The 20,372-nt window shown below is 68.7% G+C and carries 20 protein-coding genes; 11 read left to right on the top strand and 9 right to left on the bottom strand.

All coding sequences use genetic code 11. The features are described 5' to 3' along the window. Positions 1-13 precede the first annotated feature (13 nt). Genes EV137_RS34450 through EV137_RS34440 form a run of 3 tightly spaced genes read left to right on the top strand, consistent with a single transcriptional unit; the run spans position 14 to position 2,714 of the window. Positions 14-661 carry a methyltransferase domain-containing protein gene (locus EV137_RS34450; RefSeq protein WP_238175756.1) on the top strand — a complete coding sequence of 216 codons (648 nt, stop codon included), beginning with the start codon at positions 14-16 and terminating at the stop codon, positions 659-661. Then, positions 654-1,676: a DUF4037 domain-containing protein gene (locus tag EV137_RS34445; protein WP_134132267.1), complete on the top strand. Its 1,023-nt coding sequence runs from the start codon at positions 654-656 to the stop codon at positions 1,674-1,676. Before EV137_RS34450 ends, EV137_RS34445 begins: the two co-directional genes overlap by 8 nt. Before the next feature lie 3 nt (positions 1,677-1,679). Next, on the top strand, positions 1,680-2,714 hold the full coding sequence (locus EV137_RS34440) for an enolase C-terminal domain-like protein (protein WP_134132265.1): 1,035 nt from the start codon (positions 1,680-1,682) through the stop codon (positions 2,712-2,714). Between the two features lie 9 nt (positions 2,715-2,723). Here the strand turns inward: EV137_RS34440 and EV137_RS34435 are convergent, their stop codons facing one another. Continuing rightward, on the bottom strand, positions 2,724-4,361 hold the full coding sequence (locus EV137_RS34435; protein ID WP_134132264.1) for an MOSC and FAD-binding oxidoreductase domain-containing protein: 1,638 nt from the start codon (positions 4,359-4,361) through the stop codon (positions 2,724-2,726). Between the two features lie 24 nt (positions 4,362-4,385). Next, positions 4,386-5,897, bottom strand: coding sequence for a sulfatase family protein (locus EV137_RS34430; RefSeq protein WP_134132263.1), 1,512 nt, complete (start codon positions 5,895-5,897; stop codon positions 4,386-4,388). Between the two features lie 79 nt (positions 5,898-5,976). On the opposite strand from EV137_RS34430, the gene EV137_RS34425 reads away from it, so the two are divergent. The 5 genes from EV137_RS34425 (at position 5,977) to EV137_RS34405 (ending at position 11,574) form a co-directional block, all read left to right on the top strand. Beyond that, complete coding sequence (locus EV137_RS34425; protein WP_134132262.1) at positions 5,977-6,978, top strand: acetylxylan esterase; 1,002 nt, start codon at positions 5,977-5,979, stop codon at positions 6,976-6,978. Between the two features lie 93 nt (positions 6,979-7,071). Beyond that, positions 7,072-7,485, top strand: a complete 414-nt coding sequence (locus EV137_RS34420; protein WP_134005813.1) for a glyoxalase superfamily protein — start codon at positions 7,072-7,074, stop codon at positions 7,483-7,485. Further along, positions 7,482-8,432, top strand: a complete 951-nt coding sequence (locus EV137_RS34415) for a sigma-70 family RNA polymerase sigma factor (protein WP_134132260.1) — start codon at positions 7,482-7,484, stop codon at positions 8,430-8,432. Before EV137_RS34420 ends, EV137_RS34415 begins: the two co-directional genes overlap by 4 nt. Positions 8,433-8,452: 20 nt before the next feature. Continuing rightward, the gene (locus EV137_RS34410; RefSeq protein WP_134005809.1) at positions 8,453-9,208 is read left to right on the top strand and encodes a beta-phosphoglucomutase family hydrolase; all 756 of its coding nucleotides are present in this window, start codon (positions 8,453-8,455) and stop codon (positions 9,206-9,208) included. Then, entirely contained in the window at positions 9,205-11,574 is a 2,370-nt protein-coding gene (locus EV137_RS34405) for a glycoside hydrolase family 65 protein (RefSeq protein ID WP_134132259.1), read from the top strand. The genes EV137_RS34410 and EV137_RS34405 overlap by 4 nt, the downstream gene beginning before the upstream one ends. A 36-nt stretch (positions 11,575-11,610) precedes the next feature. On the opposite strand, the gene EV137_RS34400 is transcribed toward EV137_RS34405, so the two are convergent. Both EV137_RS34400 and EV137_RS34395 read right to left on the bottom strand, forming a co-directional pair. Beyond that, the gene (locus EV137_RS34400; RefSeq protein ID WP_131339587.1) at positions 11,611-11,865 is read right to left on the bottom strand and encodes a GlsB/YeaQ/YmgE family stress response membrane protein; all 255 of its coding nucleotides are present in this window, start codon (positions 11,863-11,865) and stop codon (positions 11,611-11,613) included. Positions 11,866-11,983: 118 nt separating this feature from the next. Beyond that, complete coding sequence (locus tag EV137_RS34395; RefSeq protein WP_166680094.1) at positions 11,984-12,838, bottom strand: hypothetical protein; 855 nt, start codon at positions 12,836-12,838, stop codon at positions 11,984-11,986. Positions 12,839-12,934: 96 nt separating this feature from the next. Here EV137_RS34395 and EV137_RS34390 point away from each other — a divergent pair, with 96 nt between their 5' ends. Both EV137_RS34390 and EV137_RS34385 read left to right on the top strand, forming a co-directional pair. Further along, complete coding sequence (locus EV137_RS34390; protein WP_134005803.1) at positions 12,935-14,038, top strand: DNA glycosylase AlkZ-like family protein; 1,104 nt, start codon at positions 12,935-12,937, stop codon at positions 14,036-14,038. Between the two features lie 31 nt (positions 14,039-14,069). Next, on the top strand, positions 14,070-15,452 hold the full coding sequence (locus EV137_RS34385) for a ricin-type beta-trefoil lectin domain protein (protein ID WP_134132256.1): 1,383 nt from the start codon (positions 14,070-14,072) through the stop codon (positions 15,450-15,452). Here the strand turns inward: EV137_RS34385 and EV137_RS34380 are convergent. Further along, complete coding sequence (locus EV137_RS34380; RefSeq protein WP_134132254.1) at positions 15,346-16,284, bottom strand: DMT family transporter; 939 nt, start codon at positions 16,282-16,284, stop codon at positions 15,346-15,348. The genes EV137_RS34385 and EV137_RS34380 overlap by 107 nt on opposite strands. 81 nt (positions 16,285-16,365) lie before the next feature. Between EV137_RS34380 and EV137_RS34375 the strand changes: the two genes are divergently transcribed. Then, positions 16,366-17,256: a LysR family transcriptional regulator gene (locus EV137_RS34375; protein ID WP_134005797.1), complete on the top strand. Its 891-nt coding sequence runs from the start codon at positions 16,366-16,368 to the stop codon at positions 17,254-17,256. A gap of 19 nt (positions 17,257-17,275) precedes the next feature. Here EV137_RS34375 and EV137_RS34370 read toward each other — a convergent pair whose 3' ends face one another. The 4 genes from EV137_RS34370 to EV137_RS34355 all read right to left on the bottom strand — a co-directional run bounded on the left by EV137_RS34370 (position 17,276) and on the right by EV137_RS34355 (position 20,345). After that, the gene (locus EV137_RS34370; protein WP_134005795.1) at positions 17,276-17,476 is read right to left on the bottom strand and encodes a DUF1918 domain-containing protein; all 201 of its coding nucleotides are present in this window, start codon (positions 17,474-17,476) and stop codon (positions 17,276-17,278) included. Between the two features lie 61 nt (positions 17,477-17,537). After that, entirely contained in the window at positions 17,538-18,182 is a 645-nt protein-coding gene (locus EV137_RS34365; protein ID WP_134132253.1) for a LysE family translocator, read from the bottom strand. Between the two features lie 54 nt (positions 18,183-18,236). Beyond that, complete coding sequence (locus EV137_RS34360) at positions 18,237-19,649, bottom strand: sensor histidine kinase (protein WP_134132251.1); 1,413 nt, start codon at positions 19,647-19,649, stop codon at positions 18,237-18,239. A gap of 18 nt (positions 19,650-19,667) precedes the next feature. Then, positions 19,668-20,345 carry a response regulator transcription factor gene (locus EV137_RS34355; RefSeq protein ID WP_134005789.1) on the bottom strand — a complete coding sequence of 226 codons (678 nt, stop codon included), beginning with the start codon at positions 20,343-20,345 and terminating at the stop codon, positions 19,668-19,670. Positions 20,346-20,372 lie beyond the last annotated feature (27 nt).

The following is a 20,372-nucleotide window of genomic DNA, read 5'->3' as shown; positions in this document are numbered from 1 at the left end:
GAAAGGCTCGCGAATGGGACAGATCACAGAGCTGGTGCGGCTGATTCCGGCGGACCCCGGCAAGCCGGCCCGTAAGGAGGCGGCCGCCAGCCGGCGGATGTCCCTCGACCTGGCACTGCATCCGTCCACGTGGTCCGCCGAGCAGGCTGAGGAGACGGTACGGCGCTACACCGAGCTGGCGCCGGTCTGGGACGACGAGCGCGGTGGCTACCGGCCTGTGCCACTCGCTGACGCGTTGGAGCGTGGTGGTCCGTGGCCGCAGGGCCTCTGCCTGGAAGTCGGCTGCGGGACCGGTCTGCTGTCCGGTCTCCTCCACGGCGTCTGGTCCGAAGTGATCAGCCTGGATCTGACGTGGGCAATGCTCAGCCGCTCGACGGAGCCGTGGCGGATCGTGGGTGATGCGTCGCGGCTGCCTGTCGCAACTGCGTCGGCGCGGGCTGTGGTGCTGGCCGACGTACCTCTCTTTGCTGACGAAGTCGTGCGCACCTTGGCGCCGGACGGCGTACTGGTGTGGTCCAACGCGCTAGGGGAGGACGCGCCGCATCACGTGCCGATCCCGACGGTGCTCGCCGCGTTGGAGAGTGTGTCCGGTGAGTCTTGGTCTGCGGTCACGTCCCACGCTGGCTGGGGCCTGTGGGCCGTCCTTCGGCGCAATGGCTGAGTTCCGGCAGGCGGCTGAGGTCGCGGAAGGGTTCCACGCCGAGGTGGTCGCGCCTCTGGTGGGAGACGTGGACTACGCGGCCGGGCTGCTCGGGTGGGGCTCGGACGTGCTGGGGTACGACACCGTGCGCTCGACGGACCACGGGTGGGGGCCGCGGCTCGTCCTACTCGTAGACGCGGGCCAGGTCGAGAGGGTGCGTAGGGCTGTCGACGACGGGCTGCCGGACGAGTACGCCGGATACCCGGTCCGCTTCGGCTGGGACAGCTACGAGCCGCGGCACCACGTGACGGTCACAACCGTGGGGGACTGGTTGCGCGAGCAGCTCGGGTTCGACGCGTCGCAGGGGATCGGGGTCGACGACTGGCTGGTCACGCCGCAGCAGCAGCTCCTCGGAGTGGTGGCGGGACGGGTGTACGCCGACGACGGCCGGCTGGCACGGGTGCGTGACGCACTCGCGTGGTACCCGGACCAGATCTGGCGGTGGACGCTCGCGTGCCAATGGTCGCGAATCGCACAGGAGGAGGCATTCGTCCAGCGCACGCACGAGGTGGGTGACGAGCTCGGGTCACGTGTCGTGGCCGGTCGGCTGGTGCGGGACCTCATGCGGCTGGCGATGCTGCAGGCACGGACCTATGCGCCGTACAGCAAGTGGCTCGGTACGGCGTTCGCTCGCCTCGGTCACCCGGACGGGCTCGACGTGGCGCTGGCCGACGCGGTGGCAGCCGAGTCGTACGTCGATCGCGAGCAGGCGCTCGTCACGGCGTACGAGCTGGTCGCCCGTCGCCACAACGCGCTCGGGATCACCGACGAGCTCGACCCGGCGCCGCGGCCGTACTTCGACCGGCCCGCGCAGGTGCTCCATGCTGGGCGGTTCGCGGACGCGTGTCTGGCGACGGTGACCGACGACGCGGTCTCGCGGCACGGGCTGATCGGGTCGATCGACCAGTTCGCGGACAACACCGACGTACTCAGCAACCCGGCCGCGTTCCGGAAGCTGATTGCTGTCTATCGTTGACCGATGACCCTCGCCAGGCACGTCATCAGCTCCGTCACGACCACCGAGATCCGCTACGAGTACCTGCGGACGATCGGCCGTAACGCGTTCCTCGGGAGCCACGGGAACGGCGGCAGCACCACGGCGTACGTCGTGGAGACCGACCGCGGCGCGACGGGTTGGGGGCTGCCGTTGTACGACGCGGATCCCGGGCAGCTGCTGGGGCGGTCGTTGGCCGAGCTGATCGATCCGGAGCAGGGCGTGATCGACCCGGCGGCGGAGTTCCTCGACTATCCGTTGCACGATCTGGCGGCGCGGATCCTCGACGTGCCGGTGTACGCGATGCTCGGCGCAGCCGGGTCGCCGCGGGTGCGCTGCTACAGCGGCGGCATCTACTTCGACGACCTCGACGGCGGTCTCGAGGCGATCCGGGCGAATCTCGCACAGGACCACGCGTTCGGGTTCCGCGACTTCAAACTGAAGATCGGCCGCGGTCATCGGTGGATGGACACCCGCGCCGGACTGCAGCGCGACATCGAGGTGACCCGGCTGGCGCGCGAGCTGTACCCGGACGCCGGGATCCTTGTCGACGGCAACGACGGCTTCACGCTCAACGGCCTGTTCGAGTACCTGGACGGCGTCGCGGACTGCGATCTGTACTGGATCGAGGAACCGTTCGCCGAACGCCGCCCGGACCTGGAGGCCCTCCATGATCACCTGCAGACCATGCCTTCCCGCCCGAAGGTCGCCGACGGCGAGTACGACCCGAACGTGGAGCACGTCCTCGAGCTCGCTCGCGAAGGTCTCGTCGACGTGGCCCTGATGGACGTCACCAGCCACGGCCTCACGGCCTGGCGCCGCACCATGCTGCTCCTGAAGGCCGAAGCCTCACCTCACGCCTGGGGCCAGCCCCTCAAAACCTTGTACGCCGCCCACCTCGCAGCCGGCCTCGGCAACACCCCCATCATCGAAGGCGTCCCCGGCCCGGGCTACTACGTCCTGGAGGACGGCCACGTCGTACTCCCCGAAACCCCCGGCTTCGGCCTCAACCTGCCGTAGCCCGGCGGATCACATGTCCAGGATGAGGTCGGTTGTCGGGCGGGAGCAGCAGATCAGGGCCTGTCCCGCCGGGGGAGGTTCTAGCGGGGTGGGGGAGTAGGTCAGGTCGCCTGAGAGCAGTGGGGTGATGCAGTTGTGGCAGACGCCGGTGCGGCAGCTCCACCGGGCCGGTACGTCGCAGGCCTCGGCCAGCTCGAGCAGACTGCCGTCTTGCATGGGTGTAGAGATACCGCTGCGGGCGAACGTGACCAGTGATCCTGTGCCGAGTACATCTGGTTGGTGCGGCGGTCTGCTCGTCTGCCCGACCACACCTGGGTTCAGCGACGCCAACGCTCCGAACAGCTCCGTCCGGATACGCGTCACCCCCAGCGCGTTCAGCGCCTCCCGCATGTCCGCCATGAACGATTCCGGCCCGCAGACGTACGCCGTCGCGTCGGTCGGCAGCGCCAGTCCGGCCAGCTTGTCCTTGGTCAGCCGGCCGTCGACCGAGCTGTAATACACGTGCTCGTGGGCGCTAGGAAGCCGGGCGAGCAACTCATGTGCCTCGGCCGCGAACGCGTGCTCGCCCGGCCCGCGGGCCGCGTGGATCCACCAGACCTCACGGGAACTACCGGCAAGGCTGTGGAGCATCGCGAGCACAGGCGTCACGCCGATGCCCGCTGAGATGAGCAGCACCGGCTCGGTCCGGTCATCGAGGACGAACTCACCACGTGGTGCTGCGACTTCCAGCAGACTGCTGGGTGTCAGCTGCGTGAGGTATTCACTCCCAAGACCATGAGGTTCGCGCTTGACGCTGACGCGATAGCCGCGGGAGGTGGAGAGCGAGTAGCTGCGCACCCCACCTGGCAACCGAAACGTGAGGTACTGACCGGCCCGAGTCGCAGGCAGCTCACCACCGTCAGCTGCCGCGAGGTGCACCGAGAACACGTCGCTGGTCTCGGCGACGACATCTGTCACCCGCAGCGGCCGAAAGCCGTTCCAGGCTGGCTTGGGCGCGTCAGCCTCCTCCAGCAGGTCGCGGAACGACCCCTGCCAGCCGGGACTCATCGCGGGGATCTGTACGGCGAGCCGCAGCTTCTCCTGGTCCCGGTCGGGCAGATAGAGCAGCGCGTCGGTGTCCGACACGCTCAACGCACCAGGGCCGGTCGCCGTCCTGACGATCGAATCACCGGCCGAGATCTCGCCTTCCGTGATCACCCGGCAGTAGAAGCCCGGCCGATGATGGCTGACGAGGAGCGCGGGCAGCTCCGGCTCACCCATCCGCAGGCCTACCCGGTAACAGGTGACGCGCGGCTGAGTGACCTCCAGTTCGACGCTGCCGATCCGGTACCGGTCCCCGATGCAGACCTCGTCGTCGGGCAGTCCATCGACCGTCAGGTTCTCGCCGAACTGCCCGTAGCCGAAGTCGTCTCGACCGAAGTACTTCTCCCAGTAGCGGTAGGAATCGAGCTGGTACACGAGCACCGCGCGCTGCTCACCACCGTGGCCGGCCGTGTCGCCCTGGCCGTCGCCGGCCAGGTTCAGCCGCCGGACCGTCACCGGCCCGTCGACCGGCTGCTTCCACACGCCGGTGTAGACGGTCTTCCCGTTCCACTCGACGTTCTTCGGCAGTCCGACATTCACCGACAACACAGTCGCTTCACTCATCCGGACCCCCTCCACGGTCCTAAGCTACGCCTCCTGGGACAGGCGCTTGGTGTACTCGGCTACCTGGCGGAGGGACTTCTCGTCTGCCCATGACCAGGTTGGCGCGGGTGTTGACGGGCCTTCGTAGGGGAGGTCCTCGTAGTGGGCTTGTAGCTCGGCTAGCTGGGCGGTCAGGGCAGCGCGTGTGTCGGCGTACGCCGGGTCGTCGGCGACGTTGACCAGCTCCTGCGGGTCTTTGCGCAGGTCGTACAGCTCCCACTCGGACTCGAAGAGTCGCTCCGACGACCCCGGTACGCCGAGACCGGCGCCGTAGTAGTGGATGAGCTTGAACTCCTTCGTCCGTACGCCGTAGTGCGCGGGAGCGTGGTGGATCGGGTCATCGTGCTCCCAGTACCGGTAGTACACGGCTTCCGGCCAGTCCGGGACCTCTTCACCACGCAGTACCGGCAGGAAGCTCCGGCCCTGCGAAGTGGGCAGCGCCGGCGCGCCGGCCATGTCGAGGAACGTCGCCGCGAAGTCGACGTTGGTGACCATCGCGTCACAGGTGCTGCCGGCCGGGATCACCGACGGCCAGCGGATCATCATCGGCATCTGCAGCGACTCGTCGAACATGAGCCGCTTGTCGAACCACCCGTGATCGCCGAGGAAGAACCCCTGGTCGGACGTGTAGACGACAACGGTGTTGTCGCTGACCCCCTCCTCGTCCAGTACGTCGAGGAGCCGCCCGACGTTGTCGTCGATGCTCTGGACGCACTGCAGGTAGTCGCGCAGGTAGCGCTGGTACTTCCACCGCATCCGCGCCTCCCGGTTCTCCGGGCCGCGTAGCTCGTCCGGCAGCTCCTCACCGAGCTCGTCCGCTCCCAGGTCGTCCGCAACGGACATGCGGACGCCACGGACCGCCTGACTCCGCGTGCTGTGGTCGTCGAACAGTGTGCTCGGCTCCGGGATCGAACCGACCGGGTAGAGGTGCTTGTGCTTCTCGTCCGGTACCCAAGGCCGGTGCGGTGCCTTGTGGTGCACCAGCAGCAGGAACGGCCGGTCCGGGTCCCGCTGCCGGATCCAGTCGATGCTCTGGTCAGTCACGATGTCTGTCGCGTATCCAGGGACCGACGAGGCACCGTCCGGTCCGAGCATCAGCGGGTCGACGTACTCACCTTGCCCGGGGAACACGCGCCACGCGTCGAAGTGCCGTGGCGCGGACTCCGGTCGCTCACCCAGGTGCCACTTGCCGAACAGCGCGGTCTGGTAGCCGGCCTCCTTCAGCACCTCGGCGAACGTCGGCACGCGGTAGTCGATCTCGGTGAAGATCGACGCGACCCCGTTCACGTGGCTGTACGTCCCGGTCAGGATCGACGCCCGCGACGGCGAACAGATCGAGTTCGTGCAGTACGTCGCGTCCATCCGCACCCCGTCCTGCGCCAGCCGGTCCAGGTGCGGCGTGCTGTTGATCTTGCTCCCGTACGCCGAGATCGCATGAGCGGCATGGTCGTCGGACATGACGAAGACGATGTTGGGACCGGAGCTCGAAGCAGACATCGTTTCACCCTAAATCACCCGCGGCCGGTTTTGGACATCGCTTTCCGCCGGATGCTTGGTGGGCGTAGGTTTGGCGCTTATGGCCATGTTCGACCTTTCCCTCGACGAGCTCCGCGAGTACCGGCCCGAGGTGGCCGCTCCCGCCGACCTGGTCGACTTCTGGCGCCGGTCCATCGAGAAGGCGCGCACCGACGACCTGTCCGCCACGTTCACCCCGATCGACAACAAGCTCGCGGTGATCGACACCTACGACGTCACGTACGCCGGCTTCGGCGGCTCGCCCGTGAAGGGCTGGCTGCACGTTCCGGCCGGCACCGACGGCCCGCTGCCGACCGTGGTGCAGTACCACGGGTACTCCGGTGGCCGCGGCTTCCCGCACGCGACCACGCTGTGGGCGCAGGCCGGCTACGCCCACTTCGTGATGGACACCCGCGGCCAGGGCTACAGCTCCGGCGGCCCCGACGGTACGCCGGACGACACGCCGTACGCCGGTCTGAACCACACGCCCGGGTTCATGACGGCGGGGATCACCGACCCCGAGACGTACTACTACCGCCGCGTGTACATCGACGCGGTGCGGGCCATCGAGGCGGCGCGGACGTCGCCGTTCGTGGACCCGGGCAAAGTGATCGTCAGCGGCGGTAGCCAGGGCGGCGGCATTTCGATCGCCGCGGCCGGCCTCGCGCCGATCGCGGGGATCGAGCTGCTCGGCTGTGCTCCCGACGTACCGTTCCTGTGCCACTTCCAGCGGGCGCTGCAGATCACCGACAAGGACCCGTACGGCGAGATCACGCGGTACCTGAAGGGATTCCGGCACGACGTCGACGCGGCGCTGAACACCCTCAGCTACTTCGACGGCGTCAACCTCGGCCGGCTGGCCACGGTGCCGGCGCTGTTCTCGGTCGCGCTGATGGACGCCACCTGCCCGCCGTCGACGGTCTTTGCGGCGTACAACCACTGGGGCAGTGCGGACAAGCAGATCGAGGTCTACCACTACAACAACCACGAGGGCGGGCAGACGTACCAGCAGCTCGCGCAGCTCGACTGGTTCGCCGGGATCTTCGAGGCCGCCGGAAAATAGTCATCGGCGGACCGATGAGTTTTCGGTCCGGGCGGCGTTACACGGTCATCGATGTCGGTCAGACTGGACCGACCGTGACCGCGGGAGGCCGCAATGGACTGGAAACTCGAGCTCGTGATCGTGCCGGTGTCGGACGTGGACCGGGCGAAGAAGTTCTACACCGACCAGCTCGGGTTCGCCGAGGACGTCGACCATCGGGTGGGCGACTCGTTCCGGGTCGTGCAGCTCACCCCGCCCGGGTCGGCGTGCTCGATCACCATCGGCGTCGGGGTGACCTCGGCGACACCGGGCAGCTACCAGGGCACGCACCTGGTGGTGACCGACATCGAGGCGGCGCGGGCCGAGCTGGTCGAGCGGGGCGTCGACGTGAGCGAACCGTTCCACTTCGGCGCCTCGGGGAAGCAGCCCGGGCTCTCGCCGAATCGCGCTGACTACGAGACCTTCCTGTCCTTCGAGGACCCGGACGGCAACGGCTGGACCGTCCAGGAGGTAGGACACCAGCCGTGACAACTCTGGAGGAGGCGGCGTTCGCGGGTGATGAGTCCGCGTTCGCCGCCCTGGCCGGGCGGTACCGGCGGGAGCTTCATGTGCACTGCTACCGGATGCTCGGGTCGTACGACGAGGCCGAGGACGCGGTGCAGGACACGCTCTTGCGCGCTTGGCGCGCCCGCGACTCGTACGACGGGCGCACGTACTTCCGGGCTTGGCTCTACAAGATCGCGACCAACATCTGCCTGGACGTCGTACGGCGGCCGACCGCGCGAGACCTGGTGTGGCTGCAGCCCTACCCGGACCGGTTGCTCGACGAGATCGCCCCGTCCGACGATCGGCCCGACATGGTCGCCGTGGACCGGGAGACGATCGAGCTGACGTTCCTGATCGCGCTTCAGGCGTTGCCTCCTCGACAGCGGGCCACTCTGATCGCCCGCGACGTACTCGGCTGGTCGGCCGCGGAGACTGCCGGGCTGTTGGACACCAGCGTTGCCGCGGCGAACAGTGCACTCCAGCGTGCCCGGGTGACGATGCAGCAGCGCTTGCCGGTACGTCGGAGCGACTGGAGTGCGCCGCAGCCGACAGCTGAGGAGCGAGAGGTGCTGGCGCGGTTCATCGACGCGCACCAGCGGTGTGACGCGGCTGCGGCGATAGCGATCGCGGCCGAGGACCTGCGGATCTCGATGCCGCCCGACCGGTTGTCCTTCGACGGCCTCACCGCATGCCTTCCGCTGTTCGAACGTGGACTCGGGCCGAACCGCGACGGCGAGTGGCGGCTGGTGCCGACCTCGGCGAACCGGTTGCCCGCGGCAGCGTCGTACCTGCTGCGCCCGGGGGACACCGTGTGGCGGGCGTTCAAGCTGGACGTACTGCGCGTGCACGACGGCAAGATCGCCGAGATCATGACCTTCGGCTACTCCCGCTTCCCCGCCTTCGGCCTACCTGACCGGTTGACGCCCTAGCGGCCGCTACTGTGGGAAGCATGCTGGGACTACCTACGGGGATCCAGGCCTGTTTGTTCGACCTGGACGGTGTGCTCACCGATACCGCTGCCGTTCACGCCGCTGCGTGGAAAGAGATGTTCGACGAGTTCCTTCGCGACTATGCGGCGCAGCACGGGATCGCCTTCCAGCCGTTCGACGCGCGCGCGGAGTACGACGCGTACGTCGACGGCAAGCCGCGGGCCAACGGCGTCCGGGACTTCCTCACCGCGCGCGGCATCACGCTGCCGGAGGGGACCGCCGACGATCCACCGTCCGCGATGACCGTGAACGGCCTCGGCAACCGGAAGAATCAGGCCGTGCAGCGACGGATCCGGACCGAGGGCGTGCACGTGTTCGAGGGCTCCCGGCGGTACCTGCAGGCCGCGGAGAAAGCCGGGCTCCGCCGGGCCGTGGTGTCCTCGAGCGCCAACACCCGCGAGGTACTCGAAGTCACCGGTCTCGCGCAGTACGTCGAGCAGATCGTCGACGGCGTGACGATCCGGACCGAGGGCCTGAAAGGAAAGCCGGCGCCGGACACGTTCCTCGCCGCGGCCAAGGGCTTCGGCCTCGAGCCGTCGGCGGCGGCCGTCTACGAAGACGCACTCGCCGGCGTGTCCGCCGGCCGTTCAGGCCATTTCGGGCATGTCATCGGAGTAGACCGCGTCGGCCAGGCGGCCGACCTGAAGTCGCACGGCGCCGACGTGGTGGTCCGCGACCTGGCTGAACTGTTGCCAGCAGATGTGGAGAACAAATGATCGACCGAGGCCACCACCCGATCGAGCCGTGGCGGCTGCGGGAGACACGGCTCGCCATGGACAAGCTGGCCCAGGCGGAGTCCCTGTTCGCACTGTCGAACGGCCACATCGGACTGCGCGGCAACCTCGACGAGGGCGAGCCGTACGCGATTCCCGGCACCTACCTGAACTCGTTCTACGAGCAGCGTCCGCTCCCGTACGCCGAGGCCGGCTACGGCTACCCGGAGTCCGGGCAGACCTTGGTCGACGTCACCAACGGCAAGCTGATCCGGCTGCTCGTCGACGACTCGCCGTTCGACGTGCGCTACGGCTATCTGTCGAAACACGAGCGCTCGCTGGACTTCCGGACCGGAATCCTCGAACGCGACGTGGACTGGACGTCACCCGGCGGCAAGCGGGTCAAGGTCCGCAGCCGCCGCATGGTGTCGCTCACCCAGCGCGCGGTGGCCGCGATCGAGTACGTCGTGGAGCCCGTCGACCAACCCGCCCGCTTCGTGATCCAGTCCGAGCTGGTCGCGAACGAGGCGCAGCCGAAGCTGTCCGACGATCCGCGCGTGGCCGCCGTACTGGACAACCCGTTGAAGCCGGTCAGCCACGACGGCGGCGAGCACGGGACCGTCCTCATCCACCGGACGACGCGGAGCCAGCAGTTGATGGCCGCGGCGATGTCGCACGAGGTGGAGACGTCGGCCCGCTACGCGATGGACCAGGACGTCCGCGAGGACTGGGCGCGGACCACGGTGATCTGCCAGCTGCAGCCGGGCGAGAGCCTGCGCGTGGTGAAGTATCTGGCCTACGGCTGGTCAAGCCTGCGGTCGGAGACCGCGATCCGGGACCAGGTCGCGGCCGCGCTCGCGAGCGCCCGGTTCTCCGGCTGGGACGGGTTGACCAAGCAGCAGGCCGAATTCCTGGACGACTTCTGGGACGGCGCCGACGTGGAGGTGCAAGGACACCCGGAGTTGCAGCAGGCGGTGCGGTTCGCGCTCTTCCACGTCCTGCAGGCCGGTGCGCGCGCCGAGCGGCGCGCGATCCCCTCGAAGGGGCTGACCGGAGCCGGGTACGACGGGCATACGTTCTGGGACACCGAGGGCTTCGTGCTGCCGGTGCTGACCTACACGATGCCGGACGCGGCCGCAGACGCGCTGCGCTGGCGACATTCGACGCTGCGGATGGCCAAGCAACGGGCCGAGGAGCTGGGCTTCCAGGGCGCCGCGTTCCCGTGGCGGACGATCCGCGGCCAGGAGTGCTCCGGCTACTGGCCCGCGGGTACGGCGGCGTTCCACATCAACGCCGACATCGCCGAAGCCGTCATGCGCTACTACCGGGCCACCGGCGACGACGACTTCCTCGACGAGGTCGGGTTGGAGCTGCTGGTCGAGACCGCCCGGTTGTGGATGTCGCTGGGCCACCACGACCGCGAAGGCCGTTGGCATCTGCCCGGTGTGACAGGTCCGGACGAGTACAGCGCTGTTGCCGACGACAACGTTTTCACCAACCTGATGGCAGCGCGCAACCTGCGGTCCGCGGCCGAGGCCGCGGCGAAGTTTCCGGTCAAGGCGCGGGAGTTCGGTGTCGACAGCGAGGAAGAGGCCCGCTGGCGGGACGCGGCGGCTGCCGTGTACGTGCCGTACGACGCGGATCTCGGCGTACACCCGCAGTCCGAAGGTTTCACCGGGTATGCGGTGTGGGACTTCGATGCCTACAAGGGCCGGTATCCACTGATGCTGCATGCGCCGTACTTCCAGCTGTACCGCACCCAGGTGGTGAAACAGGCCGACCTGATGCTGGCGACGTACTGGTGCGGCGACGCGTTCACCGCCGAGGAGAAGGCGCGCAACTTCGACTACTACGAGCGGCTGACGGTCCGCGACTCGTCGTTGTCGGCGTGCGTGCAGGCCGTGATGGCGGCCGAGGTCGGGCATCTGGATCTGGCCTACGACTACGCGTACGAGGCCGCGCTGATCGACATGCGGAACCTGCACCACAACACCGGAGACGGGCTGCACATGGCGTCGCTCGGCGGCGCGTGGAGCGCGCTGGTGGCCGGTTTCGGCGGGTTGCGCGAGCACAACGGCGGCCTGTCCTTCGATCCGGCGCTGCCGATCGGCCTGGCCGGGCTGAGTTTCACGATCCGGTGGCGCGGCGTCCGGCTGAAGGTGGAGATCGATCCGGTGGCGGTTAAGTACTCGGTGCACGACGGGCCGGACGCGTCGATGAGGATCCGGCACGCCGGCGAGGAGCTCACGGTCACCGCGAAGCAGCCGGTGGTCCGGACACTGGAGAAGCGCCGGCCGTTGCTGCCCCGGCCGCCACAGCCGCCGGGCCGCGAGCCGCGGCCGGCGCTGGGGGTCAGCGAGGACAGCTGAAGGCCGGCGCTTCGCGACGAGTCAGGGGATCGCTGGTCAGTTCTTCTTGCGGGCGGCCAGCGACTCGGCGGTGCCGACGAGCATCACCGACGAGATCACGGCGACGATGAACCCGAGCACGTTCAGCTCGAAGATCCCGCCGGTGCCGAGGAAACTCGCGATGGTCCCGCCGATGACCGAGCCGGCCAGTCCGAGCAGCAGCGTGGCGAGCAGGCCGAGCTTCTGCCTGCCGGGCGTGAAGAGCCGGGCCAGCGCTCCGATGATGAGTCCGGCGATGATGAAGCCGATCATGGCTGATGTCCTCCGAGAGTCGAACGGTAGGACTTCAGTCTGCCGTCGCGACCGGGTCTGCGGCAGTGGAGTTCTCCCTGAGCGGACCCGGACCTGACCCTGGGCGATCTAGGGCAGGTCAGGGGCGGGCGGTGAGGGTGGAGAGCTGGCTGTTGGCGAGCAGGCGGGGAGCGCGGCCGAGCCGTTCGATGACAGCGGCCTCGAGTTGCTCGGTCGCGTGTACGTCGTCCCGCAGCAGGGCCTGGTAGCCGGCCCGGCACGGGTAGCGGGGGCTCAGGATCTCGACGTACACCTGGATGTCCGACAGCTTCGGGAACTTCTTGAGCACGCTCAGAGTGGTCTTCGCGCAGCGGATGAGTGCCGGCCGGGTCTCGTTCGAGCTGGTGCCGTTCCGGACGATCAGTTGGTCGGCCAGAGCCTTCGTGATGAAGTACTGCGCGCTGGGCGCCTTGACCTGGAGGTAGCGGACGCTCGCGGTCTGCTTGACGTCGCCGGTGAGCGCGCAGACCGACCATTGCGGCGGCACCTTGATCACTTGAGTCCGGGGGACGTACGGCGGGATGCCGGGCAGCTTCCCGCCGCTGTTGTTGACGGCGATCAGCGCGGCCCGCGACGCCTGGTCCTGCGGGTTGGCGAACGGAGCGGCCACCAGGTGGCTGCTGAAGTTCGCGTCGGGGATCACGACGACCAACAGGCCGCCGGTGTTCTTCACGAGCAACGACGTGCCGCTGGGATCGGTGCTGAGTGTTAGTTGGACGCCGTCGATCTCCGACGCCGTCGGGAGCGGCACGGTCGAGTGGGCGCAGTCGGTCGCCGGCTTGTGAGACGCCTGCGTGCGCGGCGCGACGATCGTCGGCGTCGGCGGCTGTGTGGGCGGCAGGCCAGACCCTTTGACGACCGAGCAGCCGGCCACGACGAAGGACGCCAGCACCACAGCACAGGCCATGAGCGCCCGACCACGTACTGCCACCATGACCCCCTGAACTCCGAGTACCAGGTCCCCACCCACTCGGGTACAACCACAGATTCATCCCAGGATACTGTCCGCGCCATGGCCTAGCCTCAGATCGTGACCATTCATCAGCTCTCGAAGCGAGATGCCCGGCGACTGGCCGTGCGCGCGCAGCTGCTGACCAACGAGCGGCCGGCTGATCTGTTCGAGGTTGTCCGCGGTCTGAACGTGCTGCAGCTCGACCAGACGGCGTACGTCGCGCCGAACGCCGATCTGGTGGCCTGGAGCCGGCTCGGTTCGTCGTACGACCCGGCGGAGCTGGCCGACGCGCTGGCCTCGCTCGAGCTGCTGGAGCTGCGCGGGTTCGTGCGCCTGCCGGAGACGCTGGCGCTGTTCCGGGCCGAGATGGCGGCGTGGCCGAGCGACGGGGAGCCGCTCGACTGGCAGGAGTACCGGCGGGACTGGGTGCGGGCGAACGAGGGCTGCCGCGTCGACATCCTCGAGCGGTTACGGCAGGACGGTCCGCTGGTGATGCGCGAGCTGCCGGACACCTGTGTGCGGCCGTGGAGGTCGAGCGGCTGGACCAACAACCGGAACGTGTCGCAGATGCTCGAGTTCATGATGCAGCGCGGCGAGGTGGCGATCGCCGGCCGCGACGGCCGGGACCGCCTGTGGGATCTGGCGTCTCGGGTCTACCCGGACGATCCGGCGGTGCCGATCGCGAAGGCGGCCCGGATCCGGGACGAGCAGCGGCTGCGTTCGATGGGCCTGCTGCGGGCGAAGGGACCGGCGTGCCCGGGCGAGCCGCTCGACGCCGGCGAGGCGGGGGAGCGGGTCGTCGTGGACGGCGTCCGCGGCGAGTGGCGGATCGATCCGGAGCTGCTCGACCGGCCGTTCACCGGGCGTACGGCGATCCTGTCGCCCCTGGACCGCTTGGTGTACGACCGGAAGCGGTTGCTGGAGATCTTCGACTTCGACTACCAGCTGGAGATGTACAAACCGGTCGCGAAGCGCAAATGGGGGTACTTCGCGTTGCCGATCCTGCACAACGACCGCCTGGTCGGGAAGCTCGACGCGATGTCGGACCGGAAGGCCGGCGTCTTCCGCGTCAACGCGATCCACGAGGACGAGCCGTTCTCCAAGACCCTCACCGCCGCTGTCCACCGCGAGATCCGCGATCTCGCGAAGTGGCTACGGCTGGAACTCGTGCTGAGCTCTTGACCTGCGGCTCTGTTCACGTAAACATCGCGGGGTGAGATCAACCGTCCGCAGTCTCCTCGCCGTCCTGTTGTGCTTCTTCGCGCTGTCCGCCGCGGCGCCCGGCGGGGCGGCCGCGGGTCCGCCGCGCACGAACGACTTCCGCGGCGTCAACTGGGCAGACCCGCGCGACAACTACGCCGACGACGCGGTCGTCCCGTCCGGACTGAGTACGGCGGACGACTACGCGACGACGTACACCAAGGCGCTCGGGATCGTGGGGGAGTTCCGCAAGGAACTGAGGGCGAACACGATCCGGCTCCCGATCAACCCGTCGAGTGTGGGCACCGACTGGTGGCGCTCCTACCGCGCGGCGATCGACGCGGCGGCGGCCAGTGGTTTCAAGGTCATCCTCAGCTACTGGGAGGCCGACAACGCCAAGGACGGGCGAGTCGACGATCCGGCGGCGTACGCGGCGATGTGGGACACGGTGGTGAAGGCGTACCAGCGGAATCCGCACGTGTACTTCGAGCCGATGAACGAGCCGTTCGGGTACTCGCTGAACGAGTGGGTGTCGCTGACCTCGTCGTGGATCGCGCGGCACAGCGACGTCCCGCGCGGACGGATCGTGATCTCCGGGACGGGCTACAACGACAACGTGACCGGCGTCGGTGCGGCGCCGGAGCTGAACGGGACGTTGCTGTCCCTGCACTTCTACGGGTTCTGGGCCTCCGACACGACCGAGGCCGCCTGGCTGGCGAACCTGCGGCCGCGGATCGGTTCGTACGGCTGGCGGACGATCATCGACGAGGCCGGCTCACCGATGACGATCGGCCTGAACTACGGCAACCACGAGGGGAACGTCTACACGTCGTACCTGGCCGCGCTCACCCAGGTCGCCCGTGAGAACCAGATGGGCATCGTCTACTGGCCGGGTCTGCGCACCGGCGACTCGTACTCGATGACGACGCAGGTCGGGCCGGCCGATCTCCAGGTCAACAGCATCAGCGGACGCGACCAGCTGTGGTGGGGCTGGGGCCTCCTGCGGGACGAGCCGACGAACAGTGAACCGCCCGCCCCGCCTGGTGAGCCCCTGCGTGGCGTGGCCAGCAACCGCTGCGTCGACGTACCGGGCTTCTCGACCAGCCCAGGTACGGCGCTCGACCTGTGGGACTGCAACAACGGCGGGAACCAGTCGTGGAACCTCACCGCTGACAACCAGCTGACGGTCTACGCCGACAAGTGCATGACCGCGGGGACCTCGGCCGTGACCATCGAGACCTGCACCGGCGCCGCCGATCAGGTCTGGCAGCTCAACGCGGACCAGACCGTCACCTCGACGGCGGGCTGTCTGACAGCGAACGGGACGGGGAACGGCTCGGCCGTTGTCGTTGCTGCCTGCAACGGTTCCGCCGATCAGAAGTGGACCCGTTCCTGAGTCGATGAGTGCGTTCGATGGATTGGCCCCAGGTGGTGCCGGCCAGCATGAGGACCGCGCCGACGACGGCCGGGACGGTGAGGCGCTCACTGCCGAGGCTGATGCCGATGGCAACGGCCCAGATCGGCTCGGTGCCGAGTAGCAGGCTGGCTCGGCTGGCGGACGTGCGCTGCACCGCCCAGGTCTGGGCAAGGAAGGCGAAAACGCTGCAGAACAAGGCGAGATAGACCATCTGCAGCCAGGTGCCGATACCGGCGTGCGTCGGCAGGTGCGGTACGGCGGGCGCCACGAACAACGCCGTACCGACGAGGGTCTGGACCGTCGTCAACTGCAACGGGCGCACACCGACGGACAGGCGACCGACGAGTGTGACGTGACCCGCGCGGACGACTGCGGCAGCGAGCATGAGCAGGTCACCGGTGCCGGGGGAGTGGAGGCCGTCGGCGGACATCAACAGTCCGACGGCAACCATGCAGCTCCCGGCCGCGAGATAGAACCGCGGCGGCAGGCCGCGACCGTCGAGCAGCGGTGTGAGGACCAGCGTGAGGCTGATGATCAGTCCGGCGTTCGCGGCGGTGGTGTGCGTCACGCCGTACGTCTCCAGCACCAGGACCGACGCCTGCGTGAGGCCGAGGACCAGCCCGGCTTTCAGCTCCTTGCGGGTGATGCCGCGAACCAACGGGACCAGGGCAAGTGCGGAGATGGCGTAGCGGAGGAAGAGAACAGTCAGCACCGGTGCGCTGCTGGTCGCGGTCTTGGCGGCGAGATAGCTCGAACCCCAGACGACGGCGACCAGAAGCAGGACGAGATCGGTACGGCGGGATCCGGGCACGGGTTCAACGGTGAGGGCTCGCGTCGTTGAAGCCAAGTACCAATGTCTTCAGCAACGGTGTAGGACAGCTAAAGTATCTGGATGGACGAACGGCAGCTGCGAGTGCTCCGGGAGGTCGGCGAGCTGGGCAGCGTCACCGCGGCCGCCGAGGCGCTGCTCGTGACGCCGTCGGCGATCTCACAGCAGTTGCGGTTGCTGCAGCGATCGATCCCGGTGCCGCTGACCGAACGCGACGGTCGGAGGGTTGTGCTCACCGCAGCCGGACGCGCGTTGGCCGGGGCGGCCGCGGACGTGGAGTCGGCGCTGGCAAGGGCCCGTCAGGTAGTGGACGAGTTCGCCGAGCAGCCGGACGCGGTCGTGTCGGTCGCCGCGTTCCACAGTGCGGCCGCGGCGTTCTTTCCGTCGTTGTTGCAGGCGGAGGACGGGCCGCGGGTCAGCTTGCACGACGAAGACGTGCCGCAGGACGAGTTCCCGCCGTTGACCCGGGAGTACGACGTGGTTCTGGCGCATCGGCTGGATCATGCCGCCGCCTGGCCGCGGACCGTTGCGGTCACGCCGTTGCTGCACGAGCCGTTGGATGTCGCCGTACCTGTTGATCATCGGTTGGCGTCGAAGCCTGCGCTGTCGCCGCGGGATGTGGCGGGCGAGCCCTGGATCACGGTGCACGACGGGTTTCCGTTGATGGCGACGATCGAGGCGATCGGGGCGGCGGCCAACCGTCGGCTCGAACTGGTGCACCGCGTGAACGAGTTCACCGTGGTCGCCGAGCTGGTGGCCGCCGGCGCGGGGCTGGCGCTGATCCCGCGATGGACGGCCCGCTCGCATCCCGGCATCGTGCTCCTCCCGATGCGGGGCGTGCATGCGCGACGGCACATCGACGCGCTGCATCGGCCGGAGCGCACGGCCCGGCGCGCGGTGCGTACAACACTCGCCAACCTCCAGGCCGCCGCCGCGACGATCCGCAAAACGTGACGCCGAACGACCTGATGTTCTACGAGTTCTGGTTGCTGGTGGGGACGATGTGGGCGTCCGGGCCCGGGAAGAACAGTGACTCGGTGTCGGTGTCATTCCAGTGCACGAGGTACGGCGGTGCGCCGTTCGGATCGTGCACCTCCACGATCTGCCCTTCGCGCCGGTGTGCCGACAGGTGGGTACTCTCCACCACGACCTGGTCCCCTGCTGCAGCTTTCACCACACTCACCTCCTCCACCCCAGCTTGGTCCCACCGAGCGACGCGCACCACCCCTCAGGACCTAGTGGATGTCGATGGCGAGTCGAGCGGCGAGTCCCGCGAAGATCGCCGCCGTGACGCGCTCGAGCCGCTGCCGGATCCTGCTCCCGGTGCGGAAGAACCTCTCGGTGAGCGTCCCGGCCAGCAGCGCAGCGCTCGCGTCGACGGGGAAGCCGACCAGGATGAACACCGCCCCGAGCACCAGGAACTGCACCGTCGCCGGCCAGCTGCCGCTCCCGGTCGTGATGAACTGCGGAACGAACGCCAGGTAGAACAGGATGACCTTCGGGTTCGCCAGATTGGTGAGGGTGGCCATCAGGTACGTCCGCCGCAGCGTCCGCCGGGGGAGCTCCGGCGCGTCCTCAGGCGCCCCGACCTCCTGCCGGCTCGCGCGCCAGGTCAGATAGGCCAGATAGAGCAGGAACGCCGCTCCCGCGATCCGTACGCCGTTCAGGACCTGCGGAGCCGCCTGGATCAAGGCGCCCAGCCCGAGTGCTGCCGCAACGCTGTGCACTGCCAGGCCTGTCGACATCCCGGCCGCCGCGACGACCCCGGCACGTCGTCCGCCCACCGCCGCGTTCGCGACGATGAACAGCATGTCCGGTCCTGGTACGACGCTGACCAGGAAGACCGCTACCAGGAACCCGAGCACAATCGACACGTCCATGCATTCCATCCTGACCCACGGCTGCGCCGGGTCGCCGGGGTTTCCGGTCTGTGGTCAGTTCGGGAGGGTGACGGTGGCCGTTGTGCCGCCGCTCGCCGAGGAGGTCAGGGCGATGGTGCCGTTGTGGGCGTGGGTGATCTCGCGGGCGATGGACAGGCCTAGTCCGGAGCCGCCGCTGGCGCGCGAGCGGCTGGTGTCGAGGCGGACGAAGCGTTCGAAGACGCGCTGCCGGTCCTGCTCGGGGATGCCGTCGCCGTCGTCCGACACCGTGATGATCGCGGAGCCGTTCTGCTCGGCCGCGGTCAGGTGCACCGTGGTGTGGGCGGCGCGGGCGGCGTTGTCGACGAGGTTCCGCAGTACCTGGCTCAACCGCGCCGGATCGCCGACGATCCGGACCGGATGGACGTCGCCGGTCACGGTCAGCTCAGGCGCCGAACTCCGCAGCCGCTGGATCTCGGCGGCGACCAGGTCGTCGAGATCCACGTCGACCTGCCGCATCCGGATACCGGTGTCGTCGGCCTTCGCGAGCAGCAGGAGATCCTCGACCAGCTGCCGCATCCGGTCGGTCTCGGTCGCCATCACCTGACGCAGCTCGTGCCACGCCTGCCCGGTGGTGTCCGCCTCGATGACTTCCAGCGCCGCGGTGAGCGTGGCCAACGGCGACCGCAACTCATGGCTGGCGTCCGCCACGAACGCCCGCTGCGTCGCCTGCCCGGTCTCCAGCCGGTCGAGCATCTCGTTCATCGTCACCGCGAGGCGGGCGATCTCGTCCCGGGTCTGCGGCACCGGGACCCGCTCGGTCAGGTCCCGGGTTCCGATGCGCTGGACCCGGCCGCGGATCCTTTCCACCGGGTGCAGTGCCTGCCCGACCATCAGCCACCCGGCGACCCCGACAACGATCAGCAACGCGGGGAAGCCGATCGCCAGGTACTTCGCCACGGTCGCGACCGTCTGCCGCTGGGTCTCCACGGACGACGCGACCACCACGGTGTACGTGCGGCCGCCGTACGCCGCTCCCTGCGCGACGATCAGGAAGGAATGGTCGTCGTCGATGAGCGGCATCTCGCCGACCTGCGAGCGGAGCAGCGCATCGGCAGGTGGGCGGAGATCGGTGAGCGGCGTGGTGTCGACCCGGGTCGACGAGGCGGCGACGACCCGGCCGGACGGGTCGAGCACCTGGATCAGTTGGCCGGCGCGTGTGGTCTCGGCGAGGTCGTTCGTGAGTCCCGACGTACCTTTCGCGCTGACTTGCCGGGCTACGTCACCGACGCGACCTTCCGCGGCGTCGGAGACCTCGGTGATCAGGGCGCGCTGCAGGAGCAGCAGCAGCGCGGCCGCGCCGAGCATCATCGCGACGGCGACCACGATCACCGCGGCCGCGGTCGAGCGGCTCCGCACACTTGCCTGCCGCAGACCGCCGGCGGTCCGGTACCACCCGTCGACGCGACGTCGCACCACCGTACTCACGCACTCAGTCTGGCAGGCTCATCCGCCCTCGGGATTCAGCCGGTAGCCCATACCGCGGATGGTCTCGATCGCGTGCCGGGCGAACGGGGTGTCGATCTTCTTCCGCAGGTAGCGGACGTAGACCTCGACGACGTTCGGGTCGCCGTCGAAGGCCGGATCCCACACCCCGGCGAGGATCTCGGCCTTGCTGACGGTGTCCCCGCGGTGCCGCATCAGGAACTCCAGGAGCCCGTACTCGCGGGGCGTGAGGGTGATCTCCCGTCCGTCGCGCTCCACCCGCCGCCGGGCCACGTCGAGTGTCAGGTCTCCGGCCGCCAGCACCACCGGGCGCTCCGGCCCGCCGCGCCGGATCAAGGCCCGCAGCCGGGCGACCAGGACCAAGAAGCTGAACGGCTTGGTCAGGTAGTCGTCCGCGCCGAGATCGAACGCGTCGGTCTGGTCGTACTCGCCGTCCTTCGCGGTCAGCATCAGCACCGGCGTCCAGATCCCGCGCGCCCGGAGCACTTCGAGCACGCGGTACCCGTTCAGCTTCGGCAGCATGATGTCCAGCACGATCACGTCGTACTTGTGCTCGGTCGCGGCCCACACCGCGTTCTCGCCGTCGTGGACCAGTTCCACCACGAAACCGGCGTCGGTCAGCCCACGGTGCACCGTGTCGGCCAGCCGCAGTTCGTCCTCGACCATCAGCACTCGCATCCGCACAGTCTCACCGCAGACCCCTGA

It is taken from the genome of Kribbella pratensis (assembly GCF_004366075.1).
GTDB classification, from domain to species: domain Bacteria; phylum Actinomycetota; class Actinomycetes; order Propionibacteriales; family Kribbellaceae; genus Kribbella; species Kribbella pratensis.
This window is presented reverse-complemented; position numbering and strand designations above follow the sequence as displayed.